General features: G+C 47.9%; 16 protein-coding genes. 5 read left to right on the forward strand and 11 right to left on the reverse strand.

Features of this window, described 5'->3' with window-relative positions:
- The first annotated feature begins 3 nt into the window (after nt 1-3).
- Nucleotides 4-585, forward strand: a complete 582-nt coding sequence (locus QGP82_RS12145; protein ID WP_163696644.1) for a ribonuclease HII — start codon at nt 4-6, stop codon at nt 583-585.
- A 40-nt stretch (nt 586-625) separates the two neighbouring features.
- On the opposite strand, the gene QGP82_RS12150 is transcribed toward QGP82_RS12145, so the two are convergent.
- Nucleotides 626-1,171, reverse strand: coding sequence for a DUF1997 domain-containing protein (locus tag QGP82_RS12150; protein WP_163661806.1), 546 nt, complete (start codon nt 1,169-1,171; stop codon nt 626-628).
- Nucleotides 1,172-1,348: 177 nt separating this feature from the next.
- Here QGP82_RS12150 and pheA point away from each other — a divergent pair, with 177 nt between their 5' ends.
- Complete coding sequence (gene pheA / locus QGP82_RS12155; protein ID WP_163661808.1) at nt 1,349-2,197, forward strand: prephenate dehydratase; 849 nt, start codon at nt 1,349-1,351, stop codon at nt 2,195-2,197.
- Between the two features lie 30 nt (nt 2,198-2,227).
- Here pheA and QGP82_RS12160 read toward each other — a convergent pair whose 3' ends face one another.
- The 8 genes from QGP82_RS12160 to QGP82_RS12195 form a co-directional block, all read right to left on the reverse strand.
- Nucleotides 2,228-2,884 (reverse strand): LON peptidase substrate-binding domain-containing protein, encoded by a 657-nt coding sequence (locus tag QGP82_RS12160; protein ID WP_163661810.1) that lies wholly within the window; start codon nt 2,882-2,884, stop codon nt 2,228-2,230.
- A 246-nt stretch (nt 2,885-3,130) separates the two neighbouring features.
- On the reverse strand, nt 3,131-3,448 hold the full coding sequence (gene rpsJ / locus QGP82_RS12165) for a 30S ribosomal protein S10 (RefSeq protein ID WP_006515830.1): 318 nt from the start codon (nt 3,446-3,448) through the stop codon (nt 3,131-3,133).
- Nucleotides 3,449-3,563: 115 nt separating this feature from the next.
- On the reverse strand, nt 3,564-4,793 hold the full coding sequence (tuf, locus tag QGP82_RS12170) for an elongation factor Tu (RefSeq protein WP_163661812.1): 1,230 nt from the start codon (nt 4,791-4,793) through the stop codon (nt 3,564-3,566).
- A 26-nt stretch (nt 4,794-4,819) separates the two neighbouring features.
- Nucleotides 4,820-6,895, reverse strand: coding sequence for an elongation factor G (gene fusA, locus QGP82_RS12175; protein ID WP_163661815.1), 2,076 nt, complete (start codon nt 6,893-6,895; stop codon nt 4,820-4,822).
- Between the two features lie 80 nt (nt 6,896-6,975).
- Nucleotides 6,976-7,446, reverse strand: a complete 471-nt coding sequence (rpsG, locus tag QGP82_RS12180) for a 30S ribosomal protein S7 (protein WP_163661816.1) — start codon at nt 7,444-7,446, stop codon at nt 6,976-6,978.
- 162 nt (nt 7,447-7,608) lie between these two features.
- Nucleotides 7,609-7,983: a 30S ribosomal protein S12 gene (rpsL, locus tag QGP82_RS12185; protein WP_006515834.1), complete on the reverse strand. Its 375-nt coding sequence runs from the start codon at nt 7,981-7,983 to the stop codon at nt 7,609-7,611.
- A gap of 274 nt (nt 7,984-8,257) precedes the next feature.
- Complete coding sequence (locus QGP82_RS12190; protein WP_163661818.1) at nt 8,258-8,683, reverse strand: phosphomannose isomerase type II C-terminal cupin domain; 426 nt, start codon at nt 8,681-8,683, stop codon at nt 8,258-8,260.
- Between the two features lie 416 nt (nt 8,684-9,099).
- On the reverse strand, nt 9,100-10,938 hold the full coding sequence (locus QGP82_RS12195; RefSeq protein WP_499059339.1) for a phosphodiester glycosidase family protein: 1,839 nt from the start codon (nt 10,936-10,938) through the stop codon (nt 9,100-9,102).
- A 741-nt stretch (nt 10,939-11,679) separates the two neighbouring features.
- On the opposite strand from QGP82_RS12195, the gene gltB reads away from it, so the two are divergent.
- The 3 genes from gltB (at nt 11,680) to gap (ending at nt 18,327) form a co-directional block, all read left to right on the forward strand.
- A complete protein-coding gene (gene gltB / locus QGP82_RS12200; RefSeq protein ID WP_499059343.1) occupies nt 11,680-16,326 on the forward strand; it encodes a glutamate synthase large subunit in 4,647 nt (1,548 codons plus the stop codon).
- Nucleotides 16,327-16,467: 141 nt separating this feature from the next.
- Complete coding sequence (locus QGP82_RS12205; protein ID WP_499059344.1) at nt 16,468-17,067, forward strand: DUF1802 family protein; 600 nt, start codon at nt 16,468-16,470, stop codon at nt 17,065-17,067.
- 195 nt (nt 17,068-17,262) lie between these two features.
- Nucleotides 17,263-18,327 carry a type I glyceraldehyde-3-phosphate dehydrogenase gene (gap, locus tag QGP82_RS12210; protein ID WP_163661826.1) on the forward strand — a complete coding sequence of 355 codons (1,065 nt, stop codon included), beginning with the start codon at nt 17,263-17,265 and terminating at the stop codon, nt 18,325-18,327.
- Between the two features lie 87 nt (nt 18,328-18,414).
- Here the strand turns inward: gap and psb32 are convergent, their stop codons facing one another.
- Nucleotides 18,415-19,125, reverse strand: coding sequence for a photosystem II repair protein Psb32 (psb32, locus tag QGP82_RS12215; protein ID WP_499059347.1), 711 nt, complete (start codon nt 19,123-19,125; stop codon nt 18,415-18,417).
- A gap of 97 nt (nt 19,126-19,222) precedes the next feature.
- The gene (locus QGP82_RS12220; RefSeq protein WP_163661828.1) at nt 19,223-19,441 is read right to left on the reverse strand and encodes a hypothetical protein; all 219 of its coding nucleotides are present in this window, start codon (nt 19,439-19,441) and stop codon (nt 19,223-19,225) included.
- Between the last annotated feature and the right edge of the window lie 92 nt (nt 19,442-19,533).

Raw genomic sequence — 19,533 nt, forward strand, 5'->3', positions numbered from 1 at the left:
CACATGGCAACGGCTGGTGTAGATGAGGTTGGGCGTGGAGCTCTTTTTGGTCCTGTAGTGGCTGCGGCCGTTATACTACGACCTGATTTGGAATTATGGCTGCAGGAGCAAGGGGTAACAGATAGTAAGGCCCTCACGCCCAAAAAACGTCAACACCTAGTGCCTAGGATTCAATCAGCTTCTGTGGATAGTCAAATTGGCTGGGTTTCAGTTCACCGCATTGATCAGATAAATATCCTACAGGCCTCATTGCAAGCCATGCGGCAAGCAATTGGGCGATTATCACCTCAACCAACACAATGCCTGGTGGATGGGAACCAGATGATTCCCGAACTAAGGATAGAACAAAAAACAGTGGTTAAAGGAGACCAATCAGTGGTTGCGATCGCAGCTGCTAGTATCATTGCCAAGGTTTGGCGAGATACACTGATCATCCGCTTATCACACCGTTATCCAGGATACGATCTTGCATCTAATAAAGGTTATGGCAGCCCTAAACATCTAGCTGGTTTACAAAAACTAGGGCCTACGCGATACCATCGCCGCTCTTTCAAAAGTTGCCAACAACTATCACTACTAGAGTGACTAATATGCGCTCTAGCTCAAGTTAGGGGATTAAGTGCGGTTATCGTAGCTGATGAGACGACGCCAGTACACCTGTAGACCACCCGCGGTATTCATGGATTAAACGCCGCTGCAACCGCTGTTTAATCGTACTTAAAATACTATTAGCAATAGTATTTCCCGTCGACTCTAGCAAAGGTTTTGGAGTCAACTGGAAGGCAGCAGGTAAATCAATGCTGATATCTAGCTCAGCATTGCCCGAAACACCAGAATTATCTGGACGTGCGGCCAGCCAGCCTTGCAGTTTGAACGAAAACCTTCGATTGAGTGCAGCTTGCTGTCGGAGCCGACAGGAGTCTGAATAAATCACTACTTCACCAGCATCATTGGGATAAATCTGAACATCTGCCACGGGTTCCAACGTCAGCATCAAAAATTTGATGGAGCGCATACTAAATTGGAAAGTATGACGTCCCAAGACTTTAATTTGGCTAGGATCTGCAAGGGCATACACCAATCGATCAGTATTTCTTAAATACTGATCGATTGGCACAGGAGCTGGGGATATAGCGATTTCTACAGACTGCGACGCACGCAAATGAACCATTAGCCAATTTCACCCCAAGGTCGCATCGTACAAATAAAATGTCCGTAGCATGAACAGCATCGCAGGCCATCACCCCTTGCCGTCATACCCCTCAACAATCATTTTGCTTAAAAGTTATTAAGCTAACTCTAACACCTTTATTTCAGCGGTCGCTGACGCCCTCTATATATTTTCTAGATGACTTCTATTGCGCACTTAGGACCAGCAGGGAGCTACTCTGAATTGGCGGCTACTAACTATGCACATTGGCTCAAGACACACCGTAATGAGGTACCGCCGACCCTAAAGCCCTACAGTACCATTTCTAAAGCTATTCAAGCCGCTGCAGCTGGTGAAACTGATACCGCTGTAGTTCCCATTGAAAATTCTATTGGTGGAAGTGTACGCGATACCCTAGACATGTTATGGGAATTAGACAGTTTAAAGATTCAAAATAACCTGGTAATTCCTATTCACCACGCTCTATTGTCTCAGGCCACAAGTCTAGACTTGATTAAAACAGTCTATTCTCATCCGCAGGCCCTGACTCAATGCCAAAAATGGCTTGCCACTAATGTGCCAAATGCTCTACAGATAGCAACAAGTTCAACAACTGAAGCTTTGCCTAAACTATCTGAAAATAAGACGTTTGCAGCAATCTCTCCCCTATGGGCAGCTAAGCTATATAACATCCCAACATTAGCAGATCCCATTAATGACACCCCCGATAATGCAACCCGATTTTGGGTTCTAGGTCAGAACCTGATAAACCATGGCAGTCACACATCCCTAGCATTTAGACTGCCAGACAATACCCCAGGCGCTCTACTTAAACCACTCCAGCTATTTGCCACTCAAGGAATCAACATGAGTCGTATCGAATCACGTCCTACCAAGCTAGCTTTAGGAGACTACCGATTTTTTATTGATATTGAAGCTAGCTTGGATGATCCAAACACCCAAGCAGCTTTACAACTACTCAAAAACTGCACTAAAAGCTTAAAAGTTTTTGGTAGCTACAAAGAAATTAAAGCCCAAATTTTATGAGTAAATTAATACCTATACCGACATCAAAGCTTACGAAGGACTATCCTCAGGAAGAACATCTTTCAAGGCAGTACGAGCAGCTAGATGATTACGCGTAGACGTTAAGATATCAGCCTCACGCTCCAAACGTTGAGCTGTATTCTGCATTTCTAGGAGTTGTTGTTGCTCTCTGGCTACACCATGTAGCGTACTGGCAATCCAGTAGGACAAATCTAAGGGCAATTCCGGTACACTCTCAGGAAACTCAATCTCTTGACTTGTAAGCTTGGATGAAAGATGAACAACATCTCGAAGCAGTTGATCTACCTCAGATGCTAACGGTGATAAATCTTTATCCGCAGCTTCATCCTCAACCCACTCAACCAGACCTACTCGATAAGGTTTTTCACGAACATAATCTAAAACACGGAACCTCTGATGCCCCATGGTTAATATTTTCATTCGATCATCAGGCAGACGCTGAAAGTGAATCACCTCAGCACAGCAACCAACTTTCGAAATTTCACCACTATCAGGATCAATCATCAATACACCAAAACGACGATCCGACTGTAGGATCGTATTCATCATGATGCGATAGCGAAACTCAAATATATGGAGAGGTAAATGCCTACCAGGAAAGAGAACCAACTCAGGCAATGGGAACAAGGGTAGCTCTCGGACAGCGACTGATGAAGCAGAATCCATTATGGCAGGTAGGAGATACTTTGCAGCAAACACCCCATAGGACAACCAAATAATGGCATGTCTACCAGATGCAGCATGCTTATTCTAACCTATCCACCCATTTCAAACAGCCCTAGACACAGGATATGCAGAAGTAATACCTGAGCATCTCAAAAACTCATGCCCAGGCATATACTCTTAGATCCACCATCAAGTTATTACACAAAAACCAGCGCAATAACTAACTACAGAACTAATATTAGAAGACTAAAGCTTAACTTCAATATCTACACCAGCAGGTAAATCCAACTTCATCAAAGCATCAATGGTCTTTGAAGTTGGCTGATATATATCAATAATGCGTCGATGGGTGCGGGTTTCAAAGTGCTCGCGCGAATCTTTATTTACGTGGGGAGAGCGGAGTACACAATAAATTTTGCGCTTAGTAGGTAAAGGGATTGGACCAATCGCTGTTGCATTAGTGCGGTTTGCCGTGTCTACAATCTTTTCGCACGAAGTGTCCAGGAGACGACGATCGAAAGCTTTTAAACGAATGCGAATTTTTTGCTGCTGAATAGTAGCCATTACGACTAAAGTATCCTTTAATTATCAAGGTTCACAGGCCTTACGACCAAGGGAACGAAGAAGGCATTGAGAATGCCCTCTTCGTATTAATCTAAAACAGATTACTCAGTAATAATTACTCAGTGATCTTAGAAACTACGCCGGCACCAACAGTACGTCCACCCTCACGAATAGCGAAACGCATACCTTCTTCAACCGCTACAGGGTTAATTAGCTCCACGTTCATCTTGATGCGGTCACCAGGCATAACCATTTCAGCAGCACTGCCATCGTCAGCAGTGAAGCTAGCAATAGAACCAGTTACATCAGTGGTACGCACGTAGAACTGAGGCTTATAACCGGGGAAGAAGGGAGTATGACGGCCACCCTCTTCCTTATTTAGAACGTAAACCTCAGCCTCAAACTTAGTGTGAGGAGTGATACTGCCAGGCTTCGCTAACACCATACCGCGTAGAATGTCTTCTTTTTGAATACCACGCAATAAAACACCAACGTTGTCACCAGCCATACCTTCATCTAAGGTCTTCTGGAACATCTCAACGCCTGTAACTGTGCTCTGAGTAGTGTCACGGATACCAACAATCTCAATTGTTTCACCGACTTTAACCTTACCACGCTCGATTCGGCCAGTAGCTACAGTACCACGACCAGTAATAGAGAAAACGTCCTCAACAGCCATCAAGAAAGGCTTGTCAACATCACGCTCGGGAGCAGGAATGTATTCATCCACCTGATTCATCAGGTCATGAATTTTATCTACCCATTCATCCTCGCCCTTGCCAATACTACTATTCGCCTGCAATGCCTCAACAGCCTTCAACGCAGAGCCTGCAACGATAGGAATATCATCACCAGGGAAATCATAGGAACTGAGCAACTCACGAACTTCTAGCTCAACCAGCTCAAGTAGTTCCTCATCATCTACCTGGTCTTGCTTATTTAAGAAAACGACGATGTGAGGTACGCCAACCTGCTTGGAAAGCAGAATATGCTCACGGGTCTGAGGCATAGGGCCATCAGCTGCAGAGCAAACCAAGATAGCACCATCCATCTGGGCTGCACCTGTAATCATATTTTTCACATAGTCTGCGTGTCCGGGGCAGTCTACGTGGGCATAGTGACGGTTTTCGGTTTCGTACTCTACGTGAGCAGTATTGATCGTAATACCCCGCGCCTTTTCCTCAGGAGCAGCATCAATATCCTCGTAGTTACGAGCTTTAGCACTACCAGCTGCTGCCAAGGTCATAGTGATCGCAGCTGTCAGCGTGGTTTTACCGTGGTCAACGTGGCCAATGGTGCCGATGTTAACGTGGGGTTTGCTTCTTTCAAACTTTTCGCGTGCCATGTATTTTACTGTGTCCCTAAACTAACTTATGCGTTCCCTTTGTTTCTAGCGATAACCGCATCAGCCACGTTGCGCGGAACTTCCGCATAGTGGCTAAACTCCATAGAGAATATGCCTCGACCCTGAGTCTTTGAACGAATGTCAGTGGCATAGCCAAACATTTCAGCCAAAGGTACGTTTGCACTTACCTTGGCAAGTCCGCTCTCAGACCCCATACCCTCAATCTGGCCTCGACGAGAGTTAAGGTCTCCCATAATGTCACCGAGAAACTCATCAGGAGCTTCAACTTCGATTTTCATCATAGGTTCCAGTAATACTGGAGAAGCCTTCGTGACTGCATCCTGAATAGCCATCGATCCAGCGATCTTAAAGGCCATTTCAGACGAGTCCACATCGTGGTAAGAACCATCAACCAGTGTGACTTTAAGGTCGATCACGGGATACCCAGCTAGAATACCAGATTCGCACTTTTCTTTCATGCCAGCTTCAGCAGGGCCAATGTATTCCTTGGGCACCGTACCACCAACAATCTTAGATTCGAACTTGAATCCGGAGCCTTCTTCCCCTGGTTCAACATCAATCACTACATGACCAAACTGGCCCTTACCTCCACTTTGACGCACAAACTTACCTTCAGTGGTAACCGCCTTGCGAATAGTTTCACGATAGGCAACCTGGGGTGCGCCAATGTTTGCTTCTACCTTGAATTCTCGCTTCATACGATCCACGAGAATATCCAGGTGAAGCTCCCCCATTCCTGCAATCACTGTCTGATTCGTCTCAGGGTCTGTAAACACCCTGAATGTGGGATCTTCCTCAGACAGCGACTGTAAAGCTTTAGCCAGCTTTTCCATATCTTGCTTGGTTTTAGGTTCCACAGCAACGGATATGACGGGTTCCGGCACGAATAAGGACTCTAACACAATCGGGTTATCAGTGGTACAGATTGTGTCACCGGTAGTGGTGTCCTTGAGGCCTAATACAGCACCAAGATCGCCAGCTCGTAGTTCCCCAACTTCGATACGTTCGTCCGCCTTGAGGACAATTAAGCGAGAAACTCGCTCTTTTTTATCCTTAGTGGCGTTATAAACGTAGCTACCTTTAGTCAAAACACCAGAGTACATTCGAATAAATGTCAGTCGCCCATAGGGATCTGACATAATTTTGAATGCTAAAGCAGAGAGTGGACCATCATCCTCAGGTGGTCTTTCACCCATTTCCCCATTAGGCAATGTTCCTTGGATAGGCGGTATATCCAAAGGAGAGGGTAAATAGTTAACCACTGCATCTAACAGAAGCTGAACACCCTTATTTTTAAATGCTGAACCACAGAGCATGGGGACCAAGCCACCACTAGTCACCCCTGTACGCACCGCATTAGTAATTTCTTGAGCGGTTAATGCCTCCCCCTCAAGATATCTTTCCATAAGAGCATCATCAGTTTCAGCGATCGCCTCAATGAGTAGTGTCCGGTACTCCTCTGCCTGTTCCCGAAGCTCTTCAGGAATATCAACCTCCTCAATGTCTGTACCTAAATCATTGGCATAGATGTGAGCCCGCATCTTTACCAAATCCACGACGCCGCGAAATTTATCCTCAGCACCGATGGGAATCTGAATAGGAACTGCATTAGCCTTAAGACGTTCGCAAACTTGTTCGTAAACTCGAAAAAAATCAGCCCCGGTACGGTCCATCTTGTTGACAAACGCAATTCGAGGAACGTTATAACGATCAGCTTGACGCCAAACAGTTTCTGACTGAGGCTGCACCCCACCTACTGAATCAAAAACAACGATGACACCATCAAGAACACGCATTGAGCGCTCTACTTCAATAGTGAAATCCACGTGACCGGGTGTATCAATGATGTTTATCTGGTGGTCGCGCCAGCTAGTACTAATAGCAGCAGCAGTAATCGTGATACCCCGTTCCTGCTCTTGCTCCATCCAGTCAGTAACAGCATTACCGTCGTGAACCTCTCCAATCTTATGGACAACACCAGAGTAAAAGAGGATACGTTCAGTTGTCGTGGTTTTACCCGCATCAACGTGAGCGGCAATCCCAATATTTCTAACTTTTTCTAAGGGAGAGGTGCGTGCCATGGCAATAACCTTCAAACAACATAGCTGAAGAAAGTCGTATCGTTACGCTTAGGCCAAGTAGGCCAAGCTTGACTCAAAAATCAATAACGATAGTGGGCAAAAGCTTTATTGGCTTCTGCCATTCGATGAGTCTCTTCACGCTTACGAACAGCACCACCTGTTTCATTGGCCGCATCCATAAGTTCATTCGCAAGCTTAATAGCCATACTCTTACCAGCGCGCTGACGAGCAAACTGAGAAATCCAACGCAAAGATAGAGCAGTGCCTCGATCGGCGCGCACTTCCATAGGAACTTGGTAAGTAGCACCACCTACACGTCGCGCCTTCACCTCGACCAAGGGAGTGGTGTTACGTACGGCCTGCTCGAAAACCTCTAAAGGTTCATTTCCAGTACGTTCTTCAATGATTTTAAAGGCTCCGTAAACAATACGGAGTGCCAGGGATTTCTTACCGCTCACCATGATGCGTCGAACCATCATGCTGACCAGTCGGCTGCTATATACAGAATCAGGTGGAACAACGCGCTTCTGAGCGCTCGAACGACGAGACATATTAATCCTTTAATAGACTATGAGTTGAGTGCTAAGAGTTGAACAGCTTCAACAATAGCTAGCTAGAGAGTCTGTGGCGGATACACTAGCAAACGCACTGCAACTACACGAAAGCCTAGGGCCACACCTGCCCACCTCCCGTAGTGCGCTGCCGCAGAACCGTTACTCCTTAGGACGCTTAGCGCCATATTTGGAACGACCTTGACGGCGATCCTTCACCCCAGCAGTATCCAGGGTGCCGCGGATAATGTGGTAACGAACACCAGGAAGATCCTTAACACGCCCGCCGCGAATCATGACAACGGAGTGCTCCTGCAAATTGTGTCCAATACCTGGAATGTAGGCAGTCACTTCAAAACCAGACGTTAGTCGAACTCTAGCTACCTTACGCAACGCAGAATTAGGCTTCTTAGGCGTTGTGGTGTAGACACGAGTACAAACTCCACGACGCTGAGGGCAACTCTTCAGCGCTGGGGATTTGGTCTTTTTCTGAGCGTTACTGCGCTCACTCCGAATGAGCTGTTGAATAGTTGGCATACTGAGAAAGGCAAATGCCTATTGCTTCCAAGTTTTCACAAGACCCCATCGTATCGATTTCGAGGCTTTATTGTCAATCTTTATTCTGATTACTTTTGAGGGAAAGCTGAGTCGAATCTGGACTTGTTTGGACGCAGCTCTGAATATTGAGCAGATAGAGTGAAGGGCAGTCCAAACCGATACAGCAAGCCCAGGTAGGATTTGTCTGCCTGGGCCTGCTGTATAAGGATTAGATATCTGTGTTGTCAGCTGCCATTAATGGCTCAAACTGAATTTACTTGCTGTCTGTGCGAGCATAGTCATCCTGAAAACGGATGATGTCATCTTCGCCCAAGTACTCACCATTCTGTACTTCAATAAGTACAAGAGGGATAACGCCTGAATTCTCTAATCGGTGGGCGGTACAAGCAGGTACATAGGTGGACTGATTTGTGCAAAGAAGAATCTCCTGATCGCCACACGTTACTTTGGCGGTACCGGACACCACAATCCAGTGCTCACTACGGTGGTGGTGCATCTGTAAACTCAGACGATGACCAGGCTGAACCTCAATACGTTTGATTTTGTAGCCCTTACCCTCTTCAAGGACGGTGAAAGACCCCCAAGGACGGGTGTCACTGATGGGAGTATCTCTGATAGTGGTCAAGCTCTCTTTATTTTCCTGAGTAGATGATTTAGGACGATCTTGAGTTTGGACCATGGTTATAGTTCCTGTTTGGGAAAGTACAGATACGGATAGTGGCTACGATTTTTAATGGCGGACCCTGTAGAAATTGCCAAGGCCAAAGAAAACTTAGCCTGCCAGTAGCTGAGCAGTAGCAGTAGGCGTAATAACTTCGCTGATACAATCAGCACAAGGTTTGAATACCGGTTTAGTTACCGTAGGTATTAAGGAGCTACAGGGATTTTTTAATGCATCGCTTCCCTAGAGAAATTGGGTTTAGTAAAAAACGCCGCGATCTGTAGTAGCGATTTTGAATAACGTTTTCAATTCAGGTCTCATCATAACAGCGGAAATTGGATAGGCGTCACGAGTGAGGCCACCGAAGCAATTAACTAAACGGAGTCTTCAAGTTACGGAAAATACTTTAAAGGTTGCTTCAATCAGGGGCACTTTTACAGACGATTTTCCACAGGGGAACTAGCAAACACTCCTAAAGCATTATTGATGCGCGCGGCTGTGCGGGGATGTCGATTGAGCAACATCCCGCCTAGATAAAGGCTAGATGAGCTACCACCATCTAAATTAAGTGCATCAGTACATCCCAATTTCTGAACAATCTGAGCAGTTTCTGGCAGCGTAGGACCACGGCCACCCACCCGATCTTGAATAGCGATTAGCTTGATTTGACCAGTCGGAGTAAGGCCAATAATACTGCGGGGGGCTCTACCTTCGATGAAGTTACGGCTAAACGATTCCTGCTGGGCGTTCAAGACAATTTGCCCTCTGGTTATCAGCAAAGGACCCGCCCCTAAAGTGTGGGGCAACTGCTCAAAACTAGAGGGTTGCATTTGTTGTGTTAAGGCGACGGTTGCTCCAGGCGCAAAAGCGGATGCAGCGGAATTAAAAGACCGTAAAACGAGCAGATAACCACCTGGAGGAATGGGCACAGTCTCTTGACCTGCAGATCCCAACGTACGTTGCTGCAGCACTCGCTCATTTTGCACCGTGACAACCACTTCATTATCAACCAGGGTGGTGTATTGAGGCCCCCAATGTTCTGTGTAGCGAGCAATGCCAGCTTTGACATAGCCGCTGTTGAGGTGATCAATAGGATAGGTTTGATTGTTAGCGGTGACGGTGGCCGCTAGAGTTAGGCGACTCATGATGACATTACCTTGGTCATCCCAACCCATGGCCCCACGCCCAAGAATTGGGCCAGAAATCCAGCTGTTATTAAACCGTAATGCCCCTAGTGGCAATTGATTATTTCGATTAAAAAAGCCGCCATTGATTAAGGCTATAGGCTGCCACTGCTCGGCTAAATCTGATGGCGGTTTAATGCCAGCCGCTTGGTCAGGAAACGCCCACAGAGGCAGCAAAGAAAAGTCAGGATGATTGGCGTCTAGACTTAAGGTATACACAGGGAAGCGCTGACTGCCTAAGCTAACGTAACGCTGTTGAAATTGCACGCCATCGGCCCAGAGGATTTCTTTAGATCTGAGAGCATCAGGGCGAATATCAATCACCAGGCGGTTAGGCTCAGCTAAACTCCAGACATGGGGCTTCAGATGGTTGGCCACGGTCAAGGTGAGGGTGGTGCGTTGAGCACTGGAAGTGATGTTGGCACCTTTGAGGCTGTTGGTGGGCGTTAGTTTAAAGGCTGAGATAGCCCCTGTATCCATTGCGGCATCAACGGTCACCGTAATGCTATTAGTTGCCGGGCTTACCTGCCACGAAGCTTCTTTACTTAAATCCAATACCAGACGATCACCCCAGGATTGACGCCCCTGGCGAACCGCCATGATCTGACTCGTTGGCAGGGTTAAGTCTAGAACTGAGCCCTGGGCAGTGACTTGCCACTCATGTTGACGACCCAAGGGGGAAATATCCACATAGCGATGATGTTCGTATCGCCATGCAGGCAAGGTCAGCATGCCTTGATTAGCGCCATTAAACCAAGATACAGGCTGCTCAGATGGGTCGCCTGTACTGCCTAAATCAACACCTAAATGGGTTGCGATCGCACCATCTGCAATGCCAATCAAATCACGTCGCTTTTGCCATGCACCATTCACCAGGCGGCCATTGAGTCGCAACTGTCGACCACTAGCGGTTGGCTCTGTAGCCTTCACCAGTGCCAGTCGCCCTAAGGATGCTGTAACAACATTAGTTACAGCTGGTTGTGAATCTATTTGCGCACCGCCTAGCACAAAGCTACAGACACAAAGCATTAAAACAAGATACTTTAGTGACGATCTGACATGGGGCGACCAAGGACCTTGCACCGACATAGGCAACCAATTCAACGAGGTGAAGCGAATTAATTAGCAGCAGGGCTTTTAAATTACCGACCGCTTTCCAGGCGTTATCAATCCTGAAACTACCCCAAGGGTACTACCTAGAAAGAAGTGGCTATGGACAGTGAAGTCACTTTAAATAACCTTCACATACCAGCACAATTAAAATAGGCTGAGCCAAGACAACTGTAGCTTTCACGGCTCAATCTGGACTTTGGCATACCCATAGCCAGGCACCAAGACCCCACAAATCCCACAAGCACCTCATCTTTCAAAGCCCTTAAAGATTCTTGACGAATCCAAGTGAGGCACTTGATAATAGCGATCCTCAAGAATTTTGAGGACATTTCCCAACGCAGTTCGTCAAGTTCAGTGAAGGATCGCTAAATTTGATTTACTTTTACTATGTAAAGGTAGTGTGATCATTGTCACACCGAACGCCCGCTATGAGCGTTTGCAGGCAATGGTCGGCTCATGGGAGATTTCCCACGTGGTGCTGTTCGGAGTATCAGTTTATACACATCGATCCTGTTCAGCGATGTTGACTGGTGTCAATAGCTCGTTTCCTTAGGTGGATTTATTACGGTCTACCAATTTTGTAGAGCGATATATCTTAATCGCCCTTAGTTGCGTATCTGGGAGATTACTTTTCAATCGCTATTAGTAATAACTGCGAGGGATTCTCTAGCAGTTAGATAACCAATCGTTTTTCTATTTTCTTCTTGTGACTGGCCCATGGGTAATAAGCGTGTAGATAATGTGCAAACAAATCAGCAATGTCAAGGCCTGGAGCCTTTGGGGCCTAAATCACTAGTGGAGGAACGAGACGCTTGTGGTGTGGGTTTTATTGCTGATCAGCAAGGCCGTGCTAGTCACCGCTTAGTTACTGATGCGTTGCATGCCCTTAGCTGCATGGAACATCGGGGAGGTTGCTGCGCCGACCATGACTCTGGGGATGGGGCAGGTATTATGACCGCCATCCCTTGGAAAATTTTGCAGTGCTGGGCCGCTGGCCAATCATTAAGGCAGGGCCATGTTGGCGTGGGTATGACATTCTTACCCCGTCATGGTGATGCCGCTGAAATTGCTAAACAAAAGTTTGCTCAGGTAACTAAGGCCGCTGGTATGACCCTGATTGGTTGGCGGCCTGTTCCCGTAGCATCTGAGACATTAGGTGCACTAGCTCGGGAATTTGAGCCTCAGATTGAGCAGGTGGTTGTTGAATCAGAAGCAACTGGTGATGAACTAGAACGCCAGCTTTTTCTATTGCGCCGTGCCTGGCTAAGAGCAATGGAAGCGGTTCAGGGCAGTGACGAGCTGGCAGCGGCCCTCAAAGAAGCCTACATGTGCTCCTTCTCTGGTCGAACTTTGGTCTATAAGGGCATGGTCCGCAGTGATGTGCTTGGACAGTTCTACTTGGATTTGCAAGATAGTGATTATGAAAGCGCATTTGCTGTCTATCACCGTCGCTTTAGCACCAACACCATGCCAAAGTGGCCCTTAGCCCACCCCATGCGTCTATTGGGTCATAACGGTGAAATTAATACGCTGATCGGTAACATCAACTGGATGATGGCCCGAGAGGCTGATTTGGCAAGTTCTGTATGGGGAGACAGCATCCAGCAGTTGAAGCCCATTGTGAATGCTGATAACAGTGACTCGGCCAACTTAGACAACGTCATGGAGCTGCTGGTTCGCTCAGGACGTACGCCAGCCCAAGCCTTGATGATGATGGTGCCTGAAGCCTATCTAAATCAGCCTGAGCTACTGAATTATCCTGAAATCACTGACTTTTATGAATACTACAGTGGTGTGCAGGAGCCCTGGGACGGTCCAGCACTTGTGGTGTTTAGCGATGGCAAGCAAGTGGGTGCCACACTGGACCGCAATGGACTGCGTCCTGCTCGCTACGCCATTACCCGCAGCGGTTACCTGGTTGTCTCGTCCGAAGCAGGCGTCGTTGAGCTACCTACAGAGGAGATCGTTGAAAAGGGACGTTTAGGCCCTGGTCAAATGATCGCCATTGACTTTGAGACCCATGAAATCCTGAAAAACTGGGATATCAAACAGCGGGTGGCTCAAACTCAACCCTATGGAGCATGGCTCCGCAACCATCGTCAAGACATCTCTCCTCAGCTTTTCAGTGAACAGCCATACCTGGAAGGAAAGTCTCTACTGACACAGCAAACCGCCTTCGGCTATACGGCTGAAGACCTGGATATGGTTATTCAGGATATGGCGGCTCAGGGGAAAGAGCCCACTTACTGCATGGGGAACGATGCCCCTTTAGCGGTGCTATCTGAGAAGCCTCATCTGCTGTTCAACTACTTCAAGCAGCGATTTGCCCAGGTGACCAACCCCCCCATCGATCCTCTGCGGGAGCGACTGGTGATGTCGTTACAAATGCAGTTGGGGCAGCGCCATAATCTATTGGATGAACAACCGAGTCAGTTGATGAAGCTGGAATCACCGGTGGTTAACGACAATGAGCTGGCGCTAATTCGCCAGGGTAGTTTGAAAACAGCTAGCATTTCTACGCTTTACACCATTGAAAACGGCCCCCATAGCTTGAGCCAAGCGCTGGAGGCTCTTTGTAATCAAGCCGATACAGCCGTTAAGGCAGGGTCTGAGATTTTAATCCTTAGCGATCGCATCGATGCCCATGGCAACCCAGCCACACTATCCGCCACTCAAACCTACATTCCACCTCTATTAGCCGTAGGTGCCGTACACCACCATCTGATCGGTAACGGCTTGCGGATGAAAGCTTCACTGATAGTGGATACCGCTCAGTGCTGGACCACCCACCACTTTGCTTGCCTAGTGGGCTACGGTGCCAGCGCAGTCTGCCCATACCTGGCACTAGAAAGTGTTCGTCACTGGTGGGCCAACAGCAAAACCCAAAAACTGATGGAAACCGGCAAGCTGCCTGGCACTACATTGAATGGAGCCCAGGCCAACTACCGTAAGGCCGTGGAATCTGGATTGCTGAAGATTCTATCCAAAATGGGCATTTCTTTACTTTCCAGCTATCAAGGTGCGCAAATTTTCGAAGCAATTGGTATTGGCCCTGAATTATTGACAGCAGGCTTTAAGGGCAGTATTTCTCGCCTGGGCGGTCTAACCGTGGCTGAGCTAGCCGAGGAAACCATGCGTTTCCACAGCAAAGCATTCCCCGAGCTCACTGGCAAACGTCTAGAGCACATGGGCTTTGTGCAAGCAAGGCCTAAGGGGGAATATCACAGCAACAGCCCACAGCTCACTAAACTGCTGCACAAGGCAGTGAAGTCTAATCAATATGACCACTATGCCTTGTACCAGGAGCAGCTGAAGGGGAGTCCTGTAGCAGCGCTGAGAGATCTCCTGGACTTCAAGAGTGACCGTGGGTCTATCTCGATGGAGGAGGTGGAACCAGTGGAAGCCATTATGCGCCGCTTCTGCACCGGGGGGATGTCCTTGGGGGCACTGTCTCGGGAAGCCCATGAGACACTTGCGATCGCAATGAACCGCATCGGGGGCAAGTCTAACTCTGGAGAAGGCGGCGAAGACACCGTCCGTTTCCAGCCCATCAACGATGTGGACGATAACGGGCTGTCAGCCACGCTGCCCCACCTGAAGGGCTTAAAGCCGGGTGACACCGCCTGCTCCGCCATCAAACAGGTAGCCTCAGGCCGCTTTGGCGTCACACCTGAGTACCTCATGAGCGCCAAGCAAATCGAAATCAAGATGGCCCAGGGTGCCAAGCCGGGTGAAGGGGGTCAGCTACCCGGTCGTAAGGTGAGCGACTACATTGCTTCACTACGCCGTTCCAAGCCTGGCGTAACGTTGATTTCACCACCACCTCACCACGATATCTACTCGATTGAGGACCTGGCTCAGCTGATCTTCGACCTGCACCAAATCAATCCAACTGCAGGTGTTTCAGTCAAGCTGGTGTCTGAAATTGGCATTGGTACCATTGCAGCCGGTGTGGCCAAGGCCAACGCCGACATTATTCAGGTCTCTGGCCATGATGGAGGTACGGGGGCATCTCCCCTCAGCTCTATTAAGCATGCAGGTGTGCCTTGGGAACTGGGTCTGACCGAAGTCCACCGCGTGTTAATGGAAAACCAGCTGCGTGACCGCGTGCTACTGCGTGTTGACGGGGGCCTTAAAACTGGTTGGGACGTTGTCATGGGTGCCCTGATGGGTGCAGAAGAATATGGCTTTGGCACCATCGCCATGATTGCTGAGGGCTGCATCATGGCCCGAGTTTGCCACACCAATAGCTGCCCCGTTGGAGTCACTACCCAGCGCGAAGAACTGCGTAAGCGCTTTACCGGTGTGCCTGAGCATGTGGTTAACTTTTTCCACTTTGTCGCTGAGGAAGTTCGTTCACTATTGGCGCATTTGGGCTATCGCTCATTGAATGAAATTATTGGTCGGGCAGATCTGCTGACCACTCGCGCTGATGCTAGCCTCACCAAAACCCAGGGCTTGACGCTGAATATCATTACCCAATTGCCGGATACCCGTAGCGATCGCACCTGGCTTGACCATGGTGATGTTCATAGCAATGGTCCCGTATTGGATGACACTCTCCTGGCAAATGCCGAGATTCAGCAAGCCATTACTAACCAGACTGAACTCCACAAAACCTCTGATGTCATCAACACTGATCGCTCTGTCGGTGCCCGCATATCTGGAGCCATTGCCAAAAAATACGGCAATACTGGCTTTGCTGGCACATTGAACCTCACATTCAAAGGCAGCATCGGTCAAAGCTTTGGAGCCTTTAACCTACCGGGGATGAATCTCCGTCTCATCGGCGAAGCCAATGATTATGTCGGCAAAGGGATGCACGGTGGCGAACTGATCATTACGCCCTTCGAAGGCGTCCAGTACGATCCATCGAAAAACGTCATTGTCGGCAACACCTGTCTCTACGGAGCCACTGGCGGTACACTTTATGCCTTTGGTAAGGCTGGTGAGCGATTTGCCGTACGTAACTCTAAAGGTCAGGCTGTGATTGAAGGAGCCGGTGACCACTGCTGTGAATACATGACCGGTGGCGTTGTGGTTTGCCTCGGTAGCGTAGGACGTAATGTCGGTGCCGGTATGACCGGTGGTCTAGGCTACTTTCTCGATGAACAAGGTGATTTCCCCACCAGAGTTAACCCTGAGATTGTCAAGGTACAGCGGGTGATCACCACAGCCGGTGCTCAACAGCTTAAAGAGATGATTACCAATCACGCAGAACGCACTGGCAGTACTAAAGCGGCCCAGATTTTAGCGAATTGGGACAACTATCTACCCAGGTTCTGGCAGGTGGTGCCTCCATCAGAAGCTGATCGTCCTGAAACGCTAGATAGCACAGCAACCGTTGTCACCACAGTTGGTTAAATTAACCGAAATGCTGACATTTACTTGACTTGTCATTATCTCCTCAGCCATCTCCATTCAGTGGGAGATGGCTATGTTTTTGACAGACATCCAGCTAGTCTAGGATGTTACGATTTCAAGCGATTTCGGAGGTGCCCAAAATTGCTTCAACATGCTCTGAAGGAATGGTCTGTAGCAGTGGATGCCCTTGTCCAAGGCCAAACAATTCTGCTGCTGCGCAAGGGAGGCATTCGTGAGGTAGGCAACCATTTTCAAGTACCCCATCAGCGAGTCTGGCTATACCCCACCTATGAACACCAAAAAACGAACTTATTAAAACCCCAATGGGCTACACAAGTAACACCTGTGGCAGCTGGCTGGCATCCAACCCAAGTGACTATTCAAGCTTGGGCCAATATTACCCAGGTGTGGACCGTTAGAAATGAGCAGTCTGTTAACTCGTTGCTGCCATTTCACATTTGGAACGAGCAGTTTGTAACGGAACGTTTTCGCTGGAAACCCAGCCAGCCCCTGCACCTGCTGTTAATGCGTGTATATCGATTAACAACACCAGTACAGCTTGACTGGCAGGCTGCCTACGGTGGCTGTCGATCTTGGCTAAACCTAGAAACCCCTAGAGATACCAAACAATCTGTCCCCGTTTTAGATGAGCAGACATGGACGGTAGCCGGACAAAAGATATACCATCAAATCCAGCAATTTGAGACCATCGGGTCCTGGCAAGGCAATGAAATATTTTGAGATGTTTCATTGCAAATGATCTTACTTACGTCATATTTACCTACGTTTTGAAACCATAATTTATATGGAAGTCGATAACTATAAAGGAAAACCGACGATCCCCAGCTTCCTTAGCTAATCAGCCATACAAAGTACAAGCTGCTCGCTTATTGAGGCAGTGATTTTGTACACCATCTATGAGCAATAGGGTTTGTTATGACCGTGCTAAAAGTTGGCATCAATGGGTTTGGCCGTATTGGTCGTTTAATACTGCGAGCCGCTGTCAATAACTCTAATATTGAGTTTGTTGGTATTAACGATTTAGTCTCCCCTGAGAATCTGGCCTATTTACTTAAATATGATTCCACCCATGGTCAGTTCCCAGGCCATGTGGAAGCAAGAGATAACGGCATTGTTGTCAGTGGTAAATTTATCCCCTGTTTTTCCATCGCTAACCCAGCTGAACTGCCCTGGGGCAGCTTGGGTACCGATTATGTGGTTGAAGCGACAGGACGATTTTCAACCTATGACAAAGCCGCCAATCATCTAAAAGCTGGGGCAAAGCGAGTTGTCATTTCAGCTCCCACTAAGAGCCCAGAACAGGTTCCCACGCTATTGGTAGGGGTAAACCATAAGACCTTTAATCCCGAAACCGATCAAATTGTCTCCAATGCTAGCTGCACCACAAACTGTCTAGCGCCTGTAGCCAAAGTGATCCACGAGCATTTTGGCTTCGCTGAAGGTCTGATGACTACAGTGCATGCATCTACAGCGACTCAATCCACCGTGGATAGCCCGAACAAGAAGAGTTTGCGCAGTGGTCGTGGTGCAGCTCAGAACATTATTCCCGCATCCACAGGTGCCGCGAAGGCGGTTACCCTGGTGCTCCCAGAGCTAACAGGTAAACTAACAGGTATGGCGTTACGGGTACCCACGCCTGATGTATCGGTGGTTGATTTGACCGTTCGAACTGAAAAGGCCACTAACTATCGTGAAATCTGCGATGCCATGAAAGCGGCATCTAACAACGGGTTACGTGGGGTCTTAGGCTATACAGAAGATCCCGTTGTTTCAACTGATTTTGTGGGTGATCCGCGCTCTAGCATTTTTGATGCAGGCGCTGGTATTGAACTTAACCCCAATTTCTTCAAGCTGATCACTTGGTACGACAATGAGTGGGGCTACTCCAACCGTGTAGTTGATTTGATGCTGCACATGGCCATCACTGAAGGCCTCCTTCAGGGGGTTACTAGCGATGCTTTAGAAGCAGTTTATGCATAGTTTGAGATAAGAAAAAGCGACCCAATTTTGGGTCGCTTTTTCTTATAAACACTTATTAGCCAGAGGCCACTAAACATTAGCGCAGACTTATCCACCCATAGACTGATACCAGTAATAAGTGGCCATAGGAATGACCGTAGCCAAGATCAGTAGAACCACAACGATCCAAGTTGAGCTGGTGCGATTTTCCTCAGTTTCCTCAGCAGTGGCAAAGGTACCTTCCACATTGATGGTTTCTTCGATCACGGGAGGGCCAGGGTCAGGATCGCCCGTTAATATAGCAGCTAAGCGTACGGTGGCATCACCAAATGCTCGGTTGTAACTGTTGCTTTTAATTAACGGTGCTTTCATTGTTTCCTTCGTGATGCTTTCGGAAATCTCTTCAGGAAGTAAAGCAGCTGTTTCTTCACCGGATTTAATGCCAATGGTATTGGTGACATCATCCAGAACAATCACAGTTTGATTTGCACCTGCTTCTGGAGAAGGAAACCAACGAGCAAAAATTTGCTCAGCAAAACTTTGAGCCGTTTCACCATAGTCCAAACGATGAATGGTGACATAGCGAACCTCTTGACCGGTTTCAGTTGCTAGTTTCTTCAGGTCTTTGTTCAGATTACTTTCGTTAAGCCGAGTGATTTGCTTGGCGTCATCTAAGACCCAGTTGTCGGCATTAGGACTAATGGGCATGTCATAGATCCCGGTAGCACTGGCTGGTGCCGCAATTGATAGATTAATAGCTAACGCGATCGCAACCACAACTATCCAGCGGCAGCGATGAAATATCGAACTCAAGCGCATGATGTTTCAAGAAGCAGCAGTCGAGCAGCCATATAGCGGCCCTAATCACTACTATAGATGACCACATGCCTCTGAGAAAGCTAGTACAGTCTTGGGACTAGCGTTTAGCTGATTGTACTTGTACAGCTACAACACAACCATCTGAGATCGCACTGTCCAAAATTTGTAATTGTCGTTGTTCTACCACTGTCAGACTGGATTTTGAGCGATAACGCTCAACCGCTAAGGCAATACCAGGGGCCAATTCACCATGGGTAAGTGCTGTGCGCACCAAAACTTCTAGATCCTTGCCAACAAATTGAGAGGTGTTGAACATCGTAAAAGCTGGGTGAGTGGGTAACTGTTTATACATTCGCCCTTCTCAGCTCAACTTCCGGATCAAAGGTTATCTAGATCACATGGATTTTC

This window comes from Leptothoe sp. LEGE 181152 (genome assembly GCF_032906605.1).
Taxonomy (GTDB): Bacteria; Cyanobacteriota; Cyanobacteriia; order Phormidesmidales; family Phormidesmidaceae; genus Leptothoe; species Leptothoe turfae.